The following is a 17,437-nucleotide window of genomic DNA, read 5'->3' as shown; positions in this document are numbered from 1 at the left end:
TGTTCGGCCACCAGCACCACCGCCGTGACGGTCAATGCCCTGCCCACGGTGGCAATTACGGGCAGTCTGAGTTACTGCGCCAGCACCAGCACGGTGCTGACGGCTACACCCGCCGGTGCTGCGGCCTATCGCTGGAGCGGACCAGGATCACTGACGGCTAATACGGCCGCGCTGACGGTCACAACAGTTGGTACCTACACGGTCGTGGTGACCCATGCGACGGGCTGTTCTGCGTTAACCAGCGTTACGGTCGGGCAGTTGCCGCAGCCTGCCCAGCCCACCGTTTCGGCGCGGGTGGCGGGCACGGCGACGACCCAGAGTCTGACGCTGACGGCCACTGGCTGTGATGCGGGCCATACGGTGCGCTGGAGCGGCCCGACCAGTACCAGTGCTACGGGCGCCACCTGGTTGATCAACGCCTTTACCCAAACGGGAACCTACGAAGCCCGCTGTCAGTCGCCGGCCGGGTGTCAGAGTTTCCCGGCGGCCACTACGGCTACGTTTCTCAGCCCAAATACGCCCCAGGTTTTACGGCAGGGACCGGGTAGTCTCTGCGCTGGTCAATCGACGACGCTGGTCACCAACGGCTGCGGAGCCGAACAGACCGTGCGCTGGTCGACCGGGCAAACCGGGGCGGTGCTGGTGGTCTCGCCCACGGTGCCAACCACGTACCGGGCTTTCTGCGTGAGCGGAGAAGTGGTCAGTGAACCCTCGCTGGCCATCGACATCTGGGTAGCGGGTGCGGTCAGTATTGCGGGCGCGACCAGTTATACCCTCGGCCAAACCATCTCCCTGACGGCCACGGTCACCCCGGCGGGCAGCGTGACCTATACATGGAGCGGGCCGGACAGCTACAGCAGCACGGGTGCCGTGCTGCAGCGGCTGGGGGCGAATCTGGGGCAAAGCGGTATCTATACCGTAACGGCCCGCATCAGCCCCACCTGCTCGGTAACGCAGTCGGCCCCGGTGTCGGTGACGGGTATCCTGACCGGTAGTCCGGAGCGGTCGGTGGCCTGCCTCGGTGGGGCACTGAGCGTACCTTTCAGCGCGTCGGGTAACTTCGGAATCGGCAACGTCTTTTCGGTGCAGCTTTCGGCACCGGGGGGCAGTTTTACGGCGGGCGTCACTGCCCTGACGGCCAGCCCTGCGGGCGGTGCGCTGTCGGTGACGCTGCCCGCCAGCCTGTCGGCGGGCGAGTATCGGCTGCGGGTGGTGGCCAGCAACCCGCTGACCATTGGTGTACAAAGTCCCACCTCGCTGACCGTTTCCAGTGCGCCGTCCCTAACCGCGACCAACAGCAGCCCATCGGGCCAAACGGCGGTGGGCGGTGCGGTGAGTCTGAGTGTCAACGGGCAGAACCTGACCGGAGCGACGTACCTGTGGACCGGCCCCGCTAATTTTAGCAGTACGGTGGCTAACCCCACGCTACCGACAACCACCACGGCCAGCAGCGGCACTTACACGGTTCGGGTGACCACCCCGGGCGGCTGTACGGCTACGGCGCAGACCAGTGTTTCGCTTTCACCAGTCGGAGAGCCGCACCTCTGTACGCTGGTCTTCAGTGGGCCGATGGCTACAACCTGCATCTCGACCACGTACCTCAGCGGTACGGTGGTCAGCACCACGATCACGGGGGGGCTGACGGTGCAACTGGCTAGCGTGCCCCCGGGTACCATCCCCCGGCTGAGTCTGTTCCGCCAGACGACCGTCGTGAACGGCGTAGCGAGCTTTGCCCTGAGTGCGACCGCTACCGGCACCTCGGTCCGCTTCACGGGGCTGGCCGATGGCACCTACCGCCTGCGGGCCTATGTGCTCACCGGCGCGGACACCTGCTGGGCCAGCCTGGGCGGCCAAACCAGCCTGACGGCCACCCTGCGCTGCAACCAGTCTCCGCTCAATATCCGCATCAAATCGGTGAATTCGCAGACTGAGACCGACCTGATCCCCCGCCTGGGCGGTGGGCTGGGGTCGCTGAACCTGTCGGTGGAGGAGTTGGACGGGCAAAGCTTAGCGGGCTACACCTACCGCTGGAGTGAGCCCACCAGCACGAGTGCCGTAGCTACGACGGCCACCTCCACCACCCTGACCAGCCGACGCATTGGCAACTACAAAGTAACGCTGGTGAGCGGCACCGACACGCTGGTGGCTTACACCACCCTGCGGGCCAAACCCTGCCGCACCATAGCCCAGACCTACCAGTGCGGCACAAGGCCCGCCATACCCGTCTCGGACACAGGCGGGTTGGGACTGAGTAGCCTGGCTCCCGGCGACACCATCCGCACGGGCGACTTTGACCTGGTGGTAACGGAGGTGCAGGGTGGCAGTAACGGCGTCTGGACGGGGGTGGGCTATACGGTCATTCCCTATATGCAGAACGACCGCATTGCCGTCGAGTTCAAGCAAGCCAGCGTCAACGACTGCTACGAGTACACGGGGGGGGGCACGGTACAGTCGGCATATGATCCGAGTTGGGGAGGGGTGGTGCAGACCAATACAGGTCTGAAACAGCTTGATGTTATTTTCTCCGATATTAAGAGCATACTGGCCGATTACAAAAACGCTACACGGAAGATAGATGATAACTTAACGAGTCTGAAAGGTGCGCTCGATCAGATGACCTATCTGAGTAACGACCTAAGAGCAAAAGCATCCGTTCAGTATGATAGTTTGTTGACCGCCTGGAATACGCTCAAAAGTTGTAATTCGGCCAGAGCAGGTGCTCGCCTTAGCTCCACTGCTGGCGATTGTAGTATCAGCGAATTTGAGAAGGGCCTAAACAGGCTGGAAAGCACACTCGCCAGACCTGAGATACTCCTGCCAAAGTACATCGAGCCTGGCGACTTTTTGTTTGTCACTGATTATCCCGAAGTTGATGCAGTCAGCCCATTAGGAGAATGGGTACCTCTGAGAGGGAAGGATGCCGTGTTACTCTATACGGGCGACCAACAGGTGAAGGATGGGTTGATATGCGTTCAGTTTTCCGACCGGGGAAGTAACAACATTTATATTTGGAGCGAGGAGAAGAAAAATTATGTTGACAAACAAAACCGGGACTTCGACTTCCCCTGGTATTACGACCTGCTGAATTTTGGCATAGCAAGTGTCGCGCCAGTCATCGACCTGTCGGTAGGTAGCGGCTGGTCAAAACTCAAAGCCAGTTATGGTCAGTATGCCGAGACTGGCGGCAGTATTCCCGGTTTTATTGCCAGGATGGTGAGTACCGGCCTAGCTGAAGCCGTCTCGGACGTTGCAGCCGGTGGTCACCGACGCAACCGAACGCTGGCTACGTTCTGGATGACGTATTCGCCCGATCTGTCGCCGTCTACGGGTGGTGCGCTCAAGGGCCTGACTAAGGTGGTTGGTCGTTATGGCCTTCGGTTAATTAAAGCAACACCAGCAGAATGGGCTTTGCTGACCAACCTGAACAAGGAGATATTCCGGTATTCGGTTAATGCAAGACTGTTCCGCCTGAACACGTCTTATAAAAGAGGTCTGGTCAACACGGTTGCGATCTATCGGATACTGGATGCCCCTGTTGCTACTGAAACGGGTAGCGTCAAACGAGGCATCATTCAGCTCAGCAAAGACGGCTCGGGTAATGTTTTCTGGGAGTTTCTAGGTAACTCTGTCTTACCGTCGGCGAGGGGCGTTAGCTTCGATGAGTTCATGAAGCGAACACCTACCCTGATAAAAAACGCCCCCATAGAAGTCAGTCAGCAGGCGTTCAAATTGTGGTCAGCCGAGCGGTGGGAAGCCTTGTATCAGTTGATGACGCAACACATCAAGACGGGGATTGTTTGGCCACCCTTGGACGGGGCGATTGGGCCAATTGTCAGAAAGGTGATACGGGAAGGGGCCGTTATGGATCGGTTCCATTTTGGTGCTAACCAATTGGAAGATGTGTATCTTTCAAAGAGTGAATTCGTGTCGCCGTTGGCAGGTAATCCGTTTACATTTGATGAGCGGGCACTTCCGCCAGGTTCGTATGCCTACTATAAGCTTAGAGTAAAACCGGGTCGTAGCATTGTGGTTGAAGAAAGCCCAATAACACCCTGGTTCGGAAAGCAAGGTAAAGGAATCCAGTACAAGTTCATCGATCCAGCCACCAACAAAGCCATAGGAATTAATAAACTTATCGAAAATGGCGACATTGAGATATTTGATTTTCAACCACTCAGACCGTTTCAATAATGGAAGCACTTAGCACCTACGCACCAGACATCTGGCTAAACGATGTCAAGGTTAACTTACCACTACTTTTCGACTTGGAAGCAGCGTACACCCTCTCCTTTAGCGAACCCGGAAGCCCCAAAAGGAATGTCCTTTCAGTTGATCATGGGAAGCGGTTGGCTTTAGTGATACTCTACCCGGCAGACGAATTTAAAAAAAATGTTGTCTTGGCACTTGCTACCCATTGGGATCTTCGGCGATGGGAAATACCTGATAATATCGGCTTTGCTCACGATTTTAACTTTGAGAATATTAACTATGGAGCAAGCGCTTACCTCTTAGAGGACTTTATGACCGACACCGATCTGTTGGTCTGTTACAGTTACACGGGCGATAAAGGCCGAACGCCAATGACCGGCCTTATTTACAAAGTATCTACCGTGAAAGCAGATGCCAGGCTCCGGGCAATTTTCTACTGAACACTACTAGACTAATACTAACCATGTTCTCCTGTACCCCCTCATACCGCCCCCACCTCACCCAACGGCCCCGTCGTCGCCGGGCGGGGGTGTTTGCCTGGCTACTAGTTGGTCGGAAAGCATTACTGACAGGGGCTACTTCCCCCTCGGTAATGCCACCTGCTGACGGTAAGACCGGTGATTAAGCCGCTCAGATGATGGCATACCATGACCTACTGACCTGGTTACACACTCGTTAAAACCAGCTACACATAAGACAACCTGTTGAACATCAGCCCACCATCCATATGCGTTTACCGATGAAACAACCCACCATTCACTTCGTACTATTGAGTGTTTTGCTTGCCACATTCACCCAAAAAGCACTCGCCCAAAAAACCGAGACAAGCACTCCCGTAAACCTGACGGAGTTTGCCGTGCCCCCTTTTCCCGTCGAGGTAGTCCGGCTGGAGGTTCAGGCGGGGCAGCTTAGCCTGCTCACCCGGATGCCCATTGCCGGGCGGCCCCTGCCCATCAGCGAAACGCCTAAACCCAGAGGAGCCATCTTTGACCCCTCGGCGGTCTACGTCTGCCAGCAGACCCTGAATACCCAGGGGCAACCCACCGCCCCGGTCAGTGGTAAGGTCTTTGCGCAGGCACTGCCTTCGGCCAGCCCCGCCGACTTTGCCGTCTTCGGCACCCAGGCCGCCGATGGCCCGATGCGCCTGCCCCTGGGGGGAACGCCCCGGGAGATGAGCCGCGACTACCCGAAGCTTACCCAAACCGAGCCCACCATTCAAAAAGTATGGCTGGTGAGCAGCGGTCAGGGCCAGAACTTCGCCACCTACCGGCTCTCCCCCCGCTTCCGGGTCGTTACCCGCGAAACGGATCCCCAAAGCGGCCAGCTCCGCAGCCGGGCCGATGTGCAGGCTCCCCAACAGGCGGCTACCGAAGCCAAAACCGGGGCATACCTGGCCGTGGCGGGCAGCCTACCCGAGGAATCGGGCCGGGTTATTGCCTTATCGCCTACGGCCACCAACCCCGGTCGCTACGAGGGGTTGGCCACCCGCTTTGTGGAGGGCGACAAGAACGCATCGGCCCGGCAGGTGAATCTGCTCACCTTCGCGGCCGATGGCACACTCCTGCGCGACCAGCCCGTGCCGTTCGCCTACAACCGGCAGCTTTCCATGCGTATCCCGGTCTGCGATGAAGCGGGGCACGTGGTGGGGAGCCTCAGTGTGTTCACCGACGGGCCGGGCAAAAAAGACGCCCGCGACCCGCAGGAAAATCGCTTTTCGGTCGTCATCACCGACGAGCAGGGCGGCATCTGGAGCCAGATAGAGCTGACGGCCGGAGGCAGCAGCCCCCGGGCGCTTGTCCCGATCTACGCCCTGCGACAGCAGAACCGCCTGCTGCTGCACAGTCTGAACGGGCAGAAACTACTCAAACCCGTTTACGAGAGCTGGGCCATCACCCGCAGCGGGCCGGATAACCAGGCCCAGGCCACCCTGCTGTCCAGTATGTCGGAGAGCGAACTTTACGACCGCTCGAAGGCGGAAGGCAGCGTCAACGGGGGCGAACGCATCGGCTGGCACTTCTACAACGGTACCCACCCGGTCGATTCGTTTGTGGGCAACGATGGGTCGGTCTGGGTGTTGCAACAACGTCTCTTTGAGATATGGCGTTTGACCTGATACAAATTTGCAACCCCGTGCAACCTTCTTTTACAAAATAACATCTTTACCCTATAAACAGACTAACTCCATGAAACGCACCCAGTTTCTACTAACCCTGCTTAGCGTAAGCGCACTATCGCTAACCTCTCTGGCTCAGAATCGCAACAACGACACTCCGTACCAGACCAAAGCTTTTTCCGGAAATATCAAAGCTGTACGGGCCGAAACATCGGGCGGTAGCCTGACTATCGAAGGCGGCACCGACATGAATGCCAAGGTCGAGATGTACGTGCGGGCCAACAACTGGAACGACCGGCTCGACAAATCCGAAATCGAAGAGCGGCTCCGCGATTACGACATCACCATTGCGCAGGAAGGCAGCACGATCGTAGCAACGGCCAAACGCAGGGGCTCCGGCATGAACTGGAAAAACTCCCTGAGCATCAGTTTCAAATTCTTCACGCCCCGCAACGTCACTACCGATCTGCGCACCTCGGGCGGTAGTATTCAGCTTACAGCGCTTAATGGCTCTCAGAAATTCCGCACCAGCGGAGGAAGCCTCAACGTGAGCGATGTACAGGGTGATATAAACGGACAAACATCGGGCGGCTCTATCCACATGGACCGTTGCCGCAACAGCTCGACCAACACGAACATCGACCTCCAGACATCGGGTGGTTCGATCGAAGCCCGATCGTCGACGGGCCGCATGCGTCTGGTAACGTCGGGCGGCAGCATCCGGCTCAACGACCTCAAAGGCGATATTGACGCCCGCACCAGCGGAGGCAGCATTCAGGGCGAGGGTATTGAGGGCGACATCAAAGCCGGTACATCGGGCGGAGGTGTTCGGCTCGCCAACGTAGCCGGTAGTCTGGACGCCAGCACCAGCGCCGGTAGTGTGGATGTGAGCCTGACGAAAGTGGGCGATTATGTCCGACTGAACACCAGCGCCGGAAGCATTCACGTACGAATGCCCCTCAACAAGGGCATGGACCTGAATCTGCGCGGCAACCGGGTTAGCCTGCCCGAAAACCTGTCGCGGTTTGAAGGCGACATCGAAAAGGATCGCGTTCGTGGAAAACTCAACGGCGGTGGTATCCCGGTTGAGATTGCGGCCAGTGCCGGCAGTGTTTCTATCAATTGATCAGCACCTTTTCACGTCATTTTTGTTTACCAAACAAGACCCGCCCAGCTAACCGGCGGGTCTTGTTTTAGTATGACTACATCCTCATTCTTCGACCGTCGGCTGTTTTTAAATCTTGGCCTTACCCTGCTAAGCAGCAGCATCATTCTGGTTTGTATTAAACTAACACCCTCTATCCACCTCCCGTATTTCGTGGCTACGGCGCTGGCTACCGGGCTCGGATTTCTGGAATCGCGCAGGGGCTGGTTTCTGGCAGTGGTGCAGGTGATCATTATCTGGCTGGGATACATGCTCATCGTACCCACCCCCGACGGCCCCGCCGACCGGGATATTGAGAACTTCGGGCTGTACGGGTCCATGATCCTGACCTTCATCGGCAGTTTTATCGGCGGCCTCCTGAAACGGGCGCTGGACCGGGGGTAAGAAAACTTTGACGACCTGATTTGGTTATCTTACCTAAAAAGCAGCCTATGGATTCTATTGTCTTTCATATCGATGCCGACAAAGCCGGTCAGGACCTCGTCGATAGTATCAAAGCGTATTTTGGTAACCGTCGGGTGCAGATCATTGTAAAAGCGGAAGAGGTAGTAGCCGACAAGGTCGCTCAGGACGAAGTTACCGAACCCGATTACGCACTTCCTTACGACGACATCGTCCGTATTGCCAATGCGCTCGATCGTAACGAGCCTGTAGACGTCATGGCGGAAGTGAAAAAATTTATGGAAACGCAATGAGGGCAGATGGCGCGAGGCCAGTACTGCATGATACCCACCTGATCTTTATCGAGCAAATACAGACATATTACTTTACGGGGATACTCGGGTGACTCGTATTTATGGCAATCCGCAGGAATGGTAACGCCCAGAATGGCGGGTCTTTTCAATGCTTTTTGCCAAACAAAAAAGACAATCAGCAACAGCGCAATCGACACAAAGGGTGTCATATCAATTCGAATCGGGGTATATGTTTGGCGCGTTTTCATGGTAGATGGGGACTTTAGCCAGTGGATGTCCAGAAGCAACATTTTCCACAAACGCCCGTCGTTTTAGTATCTTTACAGGACGTTTGACGCTTTTGCCGCTATGTTTCGCCTTTCCCAAAACCCCGCTTTTGCCAGCCTGTTGCCTTCGTTCGAAGGTGAACTCTATTTCGATGAATCGCCCGAGCATACCGCCCAACGGATTCTGTACGCCACCGATGCCTCCGTGTATCAGGAAATGCCGATTGCGGTAGCCCTGCCGAAATCCGTTGCCGATATAAAGAAACTCCTTCGTTTCGCTCAGCAGCATAAATTGGGGTTGATTCCACGAGCAGCCGGTACATCGCTGGCCGGGCAAGTGGTGGGCAGCGGCATCGTTGTCGACATCTCGAAACACTTTGGCAGCATTGTGGGCATCAACGCGGCCGAACGGTGGGTGCGGGTCCAGCCGGGCGTTATCCGCGATGATCTAAACGCCTTCCTGAAACCACACGAGCTGCTTTTCGGCCCCGAAACCTCCACCGCCAGTCGCGCCATGATTGGCGGGATGATTGGCAATAATTCCTGCGGTCTGCACTCCATCATCTGGGGCACCACCCGCGACCATCTCCTCGAAGTCAAAGCTGTACTCAGCGACGGAGCGGAAGTGACCTTCGGCCCACTCAATCAGGAGCAGTTCGATGCCAAATGCCGGGGCGAAAACGTGGTCAGTCCGCTCGAACAGCGGCTGTACGTTCAATTCCGCGACTGGCTGTCAAAACCTGACGTTCAGAAACACATTCGCGAAGGGTTTCCAAAGCCTACCGTCAAACGAAGAAACACGGGCTACGCGCTGGATGCGATGGCAACATTTTGGGCAGAGGGCATGGGGGTAAGGGCAGAGGGTAAGGGAGAAGAAGCCAAATCCGGGCTTACCCCTCTACCCCATGCCCCGACCCCTCTGCCCCCTGCCCCCACCTTCAACTTCGCTCACCTCATTGCCGGTTCGGAGGGGACGCTTTGTTTCATTACGGAAGCCAAGCTGAATTTACTGCCGTTGCCGCCTAAAGAGTCGGCGCTGGTGTGTGCGCATTTCGATACCATTCGTCAATCGCTGGAAGCTAATCTGGTGGCCCTGGCGCACAACTGTTCGGCTTCGGAGCTGGTGGATGATTACATCCTGCAACTTACCAAAACTAACATCGATCAGGCCAAAAACCGGACGTTTGTTCAAGGCGACCCGAAGGCCATTCTAATGGTCGAGTTTTTTGACGAAACCGTAGCGGGTGTAGGCCAGAAAGCGCAGAATTTTGTGGATGCGCTACAGGAGAAAGGGTTGGGATATACCTATCCGATCCTATTCGATACCGACACCCAAAAGCCCTGGGCGTTACGCAAAGCCGGACTGAGCATTATGTACAACATTCCCGGCGACGATAAACCGGCGAATGTTATTGAAGACACGGCCGTCGATGTTCACGACTTACCGGACTACATCGACGAACTGGATAGAATGGCCTGGGAAAATCACGGCCTGAAACTCGAATATTCGGCCCATGCCGGAGCGGGTGAGATTCACGTGTTGCCGCTCATCAACCTCAAATCGTCGGAAGGACGCGCCAAATTTCGGGCGTTGCTGATGGATACGGCGCAACTGGTCAAAAAATACGGCGGCTCACTCTCCGGTGAGCATGGCGACGGGCGACTACGGGGCGAGTGCATCGCGTTTATGCTCGGTCCGGAAAACTTTCAATTATGCAAGGACGTCAAAGAACTCTGGGACCCGCAGAATACCTTCAACCCCGGCAAGGTTGTCAACACGCCCCCCATGAACGAGTCGCTGCGTTCGGAAGCGGATGTAGTGATTCCGCAACCCAAAACCGTGTTCGATTTCTCGAAAGACGGCGGCTTGCTGGAACTGGCCGAGAAATGCTCCGGCTCCGGCGACTGCCGCAAAACTGAAATCTCCGGCGGAACGATGTGCCCCAGTTACATGGCTACCCGGCGCGAACACGACACCACCCGCGCACGGGCCAACATCCTGCGGCATTTTTACAGTAGTACCGAAAAACCCGTTGAGAGCGACTACGAAGCCGTTAAAGACGTACTCGACTTATGCCTCTCGTGCAAAGCCTGCAAAGCCGAATGTCCGTCGAGTGTGGACATGACCCGGATGAAGGCCGAGTTCACTCAGCAGCACTACCGCGAAAAAGGCATCCCGCTACGGGCGCGGCTGGTTGGCAACTTCACCAGGCTCATGTCAATAGCCAGCAAAGTCCCCTGGACGTACAACGCCATTTATAGCAACCCAACACTCCGGAAGGCAGCCAACCGTGCCGTCGGTTTTCATCCCGACCGCACCATGCCGGAGTTGGCGAAGACGACCTTAACTAAATGGTGGTGGGAACAGAAAAAAGAGGAAAACGAACGGATCGGCCGAGAAACCCGGAAGAATTACTGGCCATCGCTGCATGCCAAACCCTCCTCGCCCATCACACCTAACTCCTCGCTCCTGCTTTTCATCGATGAATTCACGAATTACAACGATGTAGAAGTCGGGCAGAAAGCCATTCTGTTAATGCAGCGTCTGGGTTATTCCGTCACCATTCCCGAGCATGTGGAAAGTGGCCGCACGTATTTGTCGAAGGGATTGGTGGACGACGCCAAGGCCATTGCCATTCGTAACGTGACCTTGCTCAAAGACCTCGTTACGGATGATAAACCACTGGTCGGCCTCGAACCTTCCGCCATTCTCACCTTCCGCGACGAATACCCGCTCCTCGTTCCGTCCGAACTCAAAGAAGACGCCGAACGCATCGCCAAAAACGTTTTTCTGTTCGAAGAGTGGCTCGCCCGCGAAGCCGACGCCGGACGCGTAGACCGGAATCTGTTCACGACGGATACCCAACTGGTGAAGGTGCACGGACATTGTCATCAGAAAGCCCTGTCATCCATGATTCCGGTCAAGAAGGTGCTTTCGCTGCCCAAAAACTACACGGTTCAGTTAATTCCGTCGGGTTGCTGCGGCATGGCGGGCTCGTTCGGGTACGAAGCCGAACATTATGAACTGTCGATGCAGATTGGCGAGATGGTGCTTTTCCCGGCTGTGCGGCAGGCAGAAACGGCTATTATTTCGGCGGCAGGCACCAGTTGTCGGCACCAGATTAAAGACGGTACCGGTCGCAAAGCTCAACACCCCGCCGAAATTCTGTTCGATGCATTGGTGTAACTGTATCCCAGCTAACCGGGGGTAGTCGAAGGCTAATTGTTATATACTCGTTTAGCCTTCGGCTACCCAGACGTGACGCCCGGGATACAGTCCCGCAAATAAACCTTTTGCCTTTCCAGCGGTTCTCCATAGACCTTAAACATTCACATTGTCATGGAAAACAACGCAAATCTCTCCGATGGAGCCAGGCAGGCCGACACAGTCTCCAGCGAACACGCCGAAACGATGTTCAGTGCCGATCAGGCCGAAACCAATATGGTAAAGCTGGTTGATGGCAAACTGGTCTCGATGGGCGATACGGAAGATGATGTCTCGGATGATATGCCTCGGATCCGCTTAGGCAGCGACGAAGAGCGAGCCCTGATCGGCGACGATAAAAAGAAATACGAGAACTCGGATGCGGCCCTGCGTGCAGGCACCCTATTCGACCCTTCCGTAATGCCGGACGACCCTATTGCCGTTGGCGACATTACCGGCAATCCGGACGCCGGTTCGACTGTCAACACAGGCTTGCCGTCTGAGGACGCACCGGATACGAACGAAACCAAAACAAATTCATTCAACGGCTGGAATTTCATCGGTGGCAATTACCCTTCTGCCGATATGATTCCGCCAACGCCCGGCACCCCCGACCCCATGCAACCCGTTCCGGGCATTCCCGAGACACCACCGGCTCCACCGGTTCCGGGTCCGGAAATTCCAGACTTACCCGGTTCGCCAAACCCAACCAGGCCCGAGATTCAGGAACCCGATCAACCCGACCGCTCGCACGAAATTAATGCGGGAACGTTGAGCACGTTTACGTCGGGCTTACCAAGCGTAATGCCACCGGATGACCTGGAAACCAGCGAACCCGTTGCCGGAACGGCTTACCAGGGTAATGCCGCCGGCCCGGACGATACGGGTATGGAAGACAAACCCGACACGGGTGAATCGGCCCGTCCGTACGATGTCAATGCAAAAGACACGCACCAAAATCAGCCGGCCGAACGCCCTGAGGAAGCGAAGGAAGCCCAGAACCTACCCCGCGAACTGGCCGACGAAAGCAGTGTTACGGCTCAGGATATGATCTCCGGCCCGGACCGCTCCGACCAAAAATCGACGGAAGGGCTGGACCGCAAATACAACGACCCACAAGCCGCCCGCGACATGGCGAGTTAGTGAATAAAATGAACGTAACGCGGCTGGGAAGCCGCGCCTGAGCATGGTGTCATAATCATTTCAGGCGCGGCTTCCCAGCCGCGTTACTTTTTTATACATTTAGCCTAAAATTCCAAACTACATGAAAAAGCTACTTATTCCCTGCCTTTTGCTCGGTGCCTTCGCGTTTACAGCACCTCCAAAGTGGACAATGTTGTTCGACGGCAAGACCATTAAAGGATGGCATAGCTATCATAAAGATGGCGTAGTCGGCTGGTCGATCGAAGACGGCGCCCTAACGCCCGACGGTACCGGTGGCGACCTCGTAACCGACAAAGAATACGAGAACTTCGAGCTGGAGTTCGAGTTCAAAATTCCCGCAGGCAGCAACAGCGGTGTTGTCTACAAAATCATCGATAGCCCGGATATTAAGTCAACGTACATGTCGGGACCGGAATACCAGGTAATCGACGACAAAGGCTATCTGGATGGCGATGGCAAGCCCTACAAGCTGAAAGATACCCAGATGACCGGGGCTAACTACGACATGATCCCTCCCTCGGATTTCACGGTTACCAAAGCCCCCGGCGAGTGGAACAAGGGCCGCATTGTGGTCAACAGTAACCACGTAGAGCATTTCCTGAACGGCAAAAAGCTGGTCGATTACCAATATGGTTCCGACGAGTGGAAAGCGCTGGTCGCCAAGAGCAAATTCGCCAGCTGGCCGTATGCAACGCCCCACGCAAAAGGCAAAATAGCCCTGCAAAACCACAGCCCCAAAGAGCGGGTATGGTACCGGAATGTAAAGATTCGGGAATTGTAAACGTACGCTTAAAATGAAAAGGCCCTACTCTGTTAATCAGAGTAGGGCCTTTTTGCTTACCATGAACAATGAGTTGACTGGATCGGCATTTAGCCGATGTGCAACCATCAATAACCCCGTGCGGTATTGTCCGCTCGGGGATCGGATGCGCCTTCGTAGGAACCATCGGGGCGAACCAGCACGCAGTCCATACGGCCGAGGGTGTTGCTGAGCTGTTCCAAAATATAGCCACGGCTTTTCAAGGTTTCGATGGTGGTGCTGGAGAAGGCCCCGTTTTCGAAAATCGTTTTGTCGGGCAGCCACTGGTGGTGAAACTTCAGCGCGTTGACCGACTGCTGCATGGTCATGCCATGTTCAATAACGTTCAGAATCGTCTGGTAAACCGATGTCATGATCGTCGATCCGCCCGGCGTACCCACTACCATGAACAATTTCCCGTCTTTTTCGAGGATTGTGGGTGTCATGGACGACAACATACGTTTGTGGGGCGCAATGGCGTTTGCCTGGTTGCCAATCAGTCCGTACATGTTGGGCGATCCGGGCTTTATGCTAAAATCGTCCATTTCGTTATTCATGAAGAATCCGGCACCACCAATTACGACCCGGCTGCCGTACCCCCCGTTGAGGGTGGTGGTAATACTCACGGCATTGCCTTCTTTGTCCACTACCGAAAAGTGGGTCGTTTCCAAACTCTCGTAACCCGGAATGGTGCCGCCCCGAACGGCCCGGCTATCGGTTGCTTTGGCCCAGGAGAAATCAGTCCAGCGGGTACGCAGGTACTCAGGGCTCATCAGCTGCGTGGCGGGCACTTTCACGAAATCGGGGTCGCCCAGAAACTTGGCCCGGTCGGCATAGACCCGGCGTTCAGCTTCGATCATAACCTGCACGGTACTGTCCCGATTCCAGCCCCACTTGCGCAATGGATAGGGCTCTGTAAAACGCATCATCTGCACCAGCGCGATGCCCCCGCTTGAGGTGGGCGGCATGGTAATGACGTTGTAGTTTTTATAAGCTGCCAGAATGGGATCGCGCCAGATGGAGTGGTAATTTTTCAGGTCTTCTTCGGTAATCAGTCCTTTGCCGCGTACCATTTCTTCGGCCAGCAAACGCGCCGTTTCTCCCTCATAAAAGCCTGCCCGCCCCTGCGCCTGAATGCGCTGAAGCGTTTTAGCCAGATCGGTCTGTATCAGCAGATCACCTTTGTGCCAGGATACGGTATCGGTCGGTACCGCACTTTTCAGAAAATACACTTTGCCGGGGTTAATCGTGTTCAGGTCCGTTTTGATCCGGCTGAGCCCAAGGGCATCCCGTTCCGTTAGCGGAAAACCTTTGCTGGCGAGGTCGATGGCGGGTTGCAGGACCTGCGCCCAGGTCAGCTTGCCGAACCGTTTGTGGGCTTCGACCATCCCATCGACCGAACCGGGTACGCCACTGGCCAGATGCCCGCTGATGCTCAGGCCCGGCCGGACATTCCCCAGCGAATCGAGGTACATATTCTGAGTCGCGCGTCCGGGGGCTTTTTCCCGGTAATCGAGTGAGTAGGCTTTCCCGGCATTATCCCGATACACCATGAATCCGCCACCGCCAATATTCCCCGCGCCCGGATACACCACTGCCAGCGCAAACTGAACCGCTACAGCCGCATCGACCGCATTGCCACCCGCTTTCAGAATAGCCAGTCCCACCTGCGAAGCCTCCGGATGCGCCGATGCCACCATACCGTTTCGCCCGGTTACGCCAACCCGATCGGAGAAGAAGGGCTTGATCGTTGGGTCTTCATCGCGGTATTGATAAACACCCTGGCTCTGCTTAACTTTCGTATCGGCGGTTGTGGTTGTGGGCGACTGGGTCTTGCAGGAAGCGACCGCCAGGGCAAAACCAAGCAGGCAGTAATAAGGAACGAGACGTATACTCATAGGGATTCTATTGCGGTTGTATCGTGTTAATTTACAAAAATAACGTTATCCCAACGATACCCAAATCCACCACTTATCCGCCCGAACCTCACACTTGTCCAAAATGGTTTGGGGAAGCTGCATCATTATCGTACTTTCATAGCTGGAGTTGTACTGGCAAAAAATCAGTTCGGTAAAACGCCCGTTACTCGTTCACTCTTTCGCTCTTTACATCAGGTGAAGTTCCTTCGTCAGACTTTTGAAAGTTTTCGGTTCGCATGGCAGGCGCTGCGGTCGAATCTGCTGCGTACGCTGCTTTCGCTGCTGGGCGTAACCATTGGCATTTTTGCCATTATTGCTGTTTTCACCCTGGTCGATTCGCTGGAAGGAAGCATCCGTACCAGCCTGTCGTTCATTGGCGACAAGGTGGTCTATGTGCAGAAGATGCCCTGGTCTTTTGGAGGAGAATACCAATGGTGGAAATTCTTTCAGCGGCCTGAGCCAAAATATTCCGAATATAAATTCATGAGTGAACGGCTGGAAAATGCCCAGGCCGTAGTGGCCATGAGTTTCAAAGGGCGCGTTACGGTCAAACGGGAAAACAACAGCATGTCATCCCTGATTCAGGGAACAACGCTGGATTATAACATTATCTCGGATGTGCCGATCGATAATGGCCGTTATTTTACGCAGCAGGAAATTGATGTAGCCCGAAACGTGGCCATCGTTGGCTCCGACGTAGCCGAAAACCTGTTCCCCGGCGAAGACCCCGTCGGAAAAACCTTCAAGATCAGCGGCCTCAACTTTACGGTCATTGGTGTACAGCGCAAAAAGGGCGAAAGCCTGCTCAACGTCGGAGGAAACCCCGACATCAAATGCCTGATTCCTTACGGTGCCTTCGCCAAAATGTTTAACTCCATCAACCCCAACCTCACCATCACCGTTAAAGGGTACGATACGGACGAAGGACTTCTTGAACTGGAGAGCGAAATTCGGGGGCTAATGCGTACCCGACGGGGCTTGCGGCCTGCACAGGACGACAATTTTGCCATCAACCGACCCGAAGCGGCTGCTCAGGCCATCGGGGGAATTTTTGCGGTATTGACAGTCGCTGGCTGGGTAATCGGTGGTTTTTCGATTTTAATTGGTGGCTTCGGTATTGCCAACATTATGTTCGTCAGTGTAAAAGAGCGCACTAATATTATTGGTATCCAGAAGTCACTGGGCGCGAAGAATTACGTTATTCTGTTCCAGTTTCTTTTCGAGGCCGTTCTGCTGAGCCTTGTTGGTGGGCTGGCCGGTATTTTTCTCGTTTACTTGTTGTCGTTCATGAGTTTAGGCAGCCTGGAGCTGGTTCTCTCGGCCAGTAACGTTGCCCTTGGCCTGGGGGTTTCGAGTGCCATCGGGATTATATCCGGTATCGTTCCGGCATTCTCAGCCGCCCGTCTCGACCCCGTTATTGCCATCCGGGCGAAATAATTTTACTTGAATGTCCAGCTCAGAGAAGTCCGGACTCATCCTGAATACGTATCTATACCAGTAAATTAAAGGCGCTGTAGTTCTTTTAGTGACTACAGCGCCTTTACTGTTTGTTTATCTTTCTGAATAAGTAAGAAACTTACTCCTTTGTAATTAAGTTACCTATACGAAAGCAAGTATCTGATTACCTACCTTCCACTTATTTACTAGTCGCATCACATACGCTTGCCAATTGTTTGCTGATTTCTTCTTATTCTTGCTTTTCTTTTCAGTGCTTTTCTACTCAGCAAACGCTCTATTCAATTAGTATACTCCTTATTCTGATTGTTGCGTTCATCACTCTTTACTGAAAATTTTATTCAACATTTTTAAGGTAAACCTGAGTTCTTTCGTATTTCAACACTACCTATCCACCCTTACCCCCGGCTCAGCAGATCGATTCGGGTATACTGAATAGAACTCAAT

Annotated in this window: 12 protein-coding genes; 11 read left to right on the top strand and 1 reads right to left on the bottom strand. The window is 55.1% G+C overall.

All coding sequences use genetic code 11. The features are described from left to right. Window positions 1-24: 24 nt before the first annotated feature. From CRO74_RS13355 to CRO74_RS13315, 10 genes are all read left to right on the top strand, one after another. On the top strand, window positions 25-4,191 hold the full coding sequence (locus tag CRO74_RS13355) for a glycohydrolase toxin TNT-related protein (RefSeq protein WP_097126550.1): 4,167 nt from the start codon (window positions 25-27) through the stop codon (window positions 4,189-4,191). Next, window positions 4,191-4,649, top strand: a complete 459-nt coding sequence (locus CRO74_RS13350; RefSeq protein WP_097126549.1) for a hypothetical protein — start codon at window positions 4,191-4,193, stop codon at window positions 4,647-4,649. The genes CRO74_RS13355 and CRO74_RS13350 overlap by 1 nt, the downstream gene beginning before the upstream one ends. A 23-nt stretch (window positions 4,650-4,672) precedes the next feature. Further along, entirely contained in the window at window positions 4,673-4,834 is a 162-nt protein-coding gene (locus CRO74_RS31565) for a hypothetical protein (RefSeq protein ID WP_179830192.1), read from the top strand. 114 nt (window positions 4,835-4,948) lie between these two features. Then, a complete protein-coding gene (locus CRO74_RS13345; RefSeq protein WP_144035914.1) occupies window positions 4,949-6,322 on the top strand; it encodes a hypothetical protein in 1,374 nt (457 codons plus the stop codon). A 70-nt stretch (window positions 6,323-6,392) separates the two neighbouring features. Beyond that, window positions 6,393-7,448 (top strand): DUF4097 family beta strand repeat-containing protein, encoded by a 1,056-nt coding sequence (locus CRO74_RS13340; RefSeq protein ID WP_097126547.1) that lies wholly within the window; start codon window positions 6,393-6,395, stop codon window positions 7,446-7,448. Window positions 7,449-7,520: 72 nt separating this feature from the next. Further along, entirely contained in the window at window positions 7,521-7,871 is a 351-nt protein-coding gene (locus CRO74_RS13335; protein WP_097126546.1) for a hypothetical protein, read from the top strand. Between the two features lie 47 nt (window positions 7,872-7,918). Then, entirely contained in the window at window positions 7,919-8,182 is a 264-nt protein-coding gene (locus CRO74_RS13330; protein WP_097126545.1) for a hypothetical protein, read from the top strand. 348 nt (window positions 8,183-8,530) lie between these two features. Next, entirely contained in the window at window positions 8,531-11,635 is a 3,105-nt protein-coding gene (locus tag CRO74_RS13325; RefSeq protein ID WP_097126544.1) for an FAD-binding and (Fe-S)-binding domain-containing protein, read from the top strand. A 153-nt stretch (window positions 11,636-11,788) separates the two neighbouring features. Further along, on the top strand, window positions 11,789-12,796 hold the full coding sequence (locus CRO74_RS13320) for a hypothetical protein (protein ID WP_097126543.1): 1,008 nt from the start codon (window positions 11,789-11,791) through the stop codon (window positions 12,794-12,796). A gap of 121 nt (window positions 12,797-12,917) precedes the next feature. Beyond that, complete coding sequence (locus tag CRO74_RS13315) at window positions 12,918-13,598, top strand: 3-keto-disaccharide hydrolase (RefSeq protein ID WP_097126542.1); 681 nt, start codon at window positions 12,918-12,920, stop codon at window positions 13,596-13,598. Window positions 13,599-13,705: 107 nt separating this feature from the next. Here the strand turns inward: CRO74_RS13315 and ggt are convergent, their stop codons facing one another. Beyond that, entirely contained in the window at window positions 13,706-15,514 is a 1,809-nt protein-coding gene (ggt, locus tag CRO74_RS13310; RefSeq protein WP_097126541.1) for a gamma-glutamyltransferase, read from the bottom strand. A gap of 216 nt (window positions 15,515-15,730) precedes the next feature. Between ggt and CRO74_RS13305 the strand changes: the two genes are divergently transcribed. Then, complete coding sequence (locus CRO74_RS13305; protein WP_097127097.1) at window positions 15,731-16,972, top strand: ABC transporter permease; 1,242 nt, start codon at window positions 15,731-15,733, stop codon at window positions 16,970-16,972. The last annotated feature ends 465 nt before the right edge of the window (window positions 16,973-17,437 follow it).

Origin of the sequence: Spirosoma fluviale (assembly GCF_900230225.1) — a bacterium.
Taxonomy (GTDB): Bacteria; Bacteroidota; Bacteroidia; order Cytophagales; family Spirosomataceae; genus Spirosoma; species Spirosoma fluviale.
Note: the sequence above shows the minus strand (reverse complement) of the source record. Positions and strands in the feature narration are given on the sequence as shown.

What these genes read in the sequence shown, in the direction of transcription:
- CRO74_RS13325 (WP_097126544.1), top strand. Translation starts at nt 8,531, where the DNA reads ATGTTTCGCCTTTCCCAAAACCCCGCTTTTGCCAGCCTGTTGCCTTCG.
- CRO74_RS13320 (WP_097126543.1), top strand. Translation starts at nt 11,789, where the DNA reads ATGGAAAACAACGCAAATCTCTCCGATGGAGCCAGGCAGGCCGACACA.
- CRO74_RS13330 (WP_097126545.1), top strand. Translation starts at nt 7,919, where the DNA reads ATGGATTCTATTGTCTTTCATATCGATGCCGACAAAGCCGGTCAGGAC.
- CRO74_RS13345 (WP_144035914.1), top strand. Translation starts at nt 4,949, where the DNA reads ATGAAACAACCCACCATTCACTTCGTACTATTGAGTGTTTTGCTTGCC.
- CRO74_RS13335 (WP_097126546.1), top strand. Translation starts at nt 7,521, where the DNA reads ATGACTACATCCTCATTCTTCGACCGTCGGCTGTTTTTAAATCTTGGC.
- CRO74_RS13315 (WP_097126542.1), top strand. Translation starts at nt 12,918, where the DNA reads ATGAAAAAGCTACTTATTCCCTGCCTTTTGCTCGGTGCCTTCGCGTTT.
- CRO74_RS13350 (WP_097126549.1), top strand. Translation starts at nt 4,191, where the DNA reads ATGGAAGCACTTAGCACCTACGCACCAGACATCTGGCTAAACGATGTC.
- CRO74_RS13340 (WP_097126547.1), top strand. Translation starts at nt 6,393, where the DNA reads ATGAAACGCACCCAGTTTCTACTAACCCTGCTTAGCGTAAGCGCACTA.
- ggt (WP_097126541.1), bottom strand. Translation starts at nt 15,514, where the DNA reads ATGAGTATACGTCTCGTTCCTTATTACTGCCTGCTTGGTTTTGCCCTG.
- CRO74_RS31565 (WP_179830192.1), top strand. Translation starts at nt 4,673, where the DNA reads ATGTTCTCCTGTACCCCCTCATACCGCCCCCACCTCACCCAACGGCCC.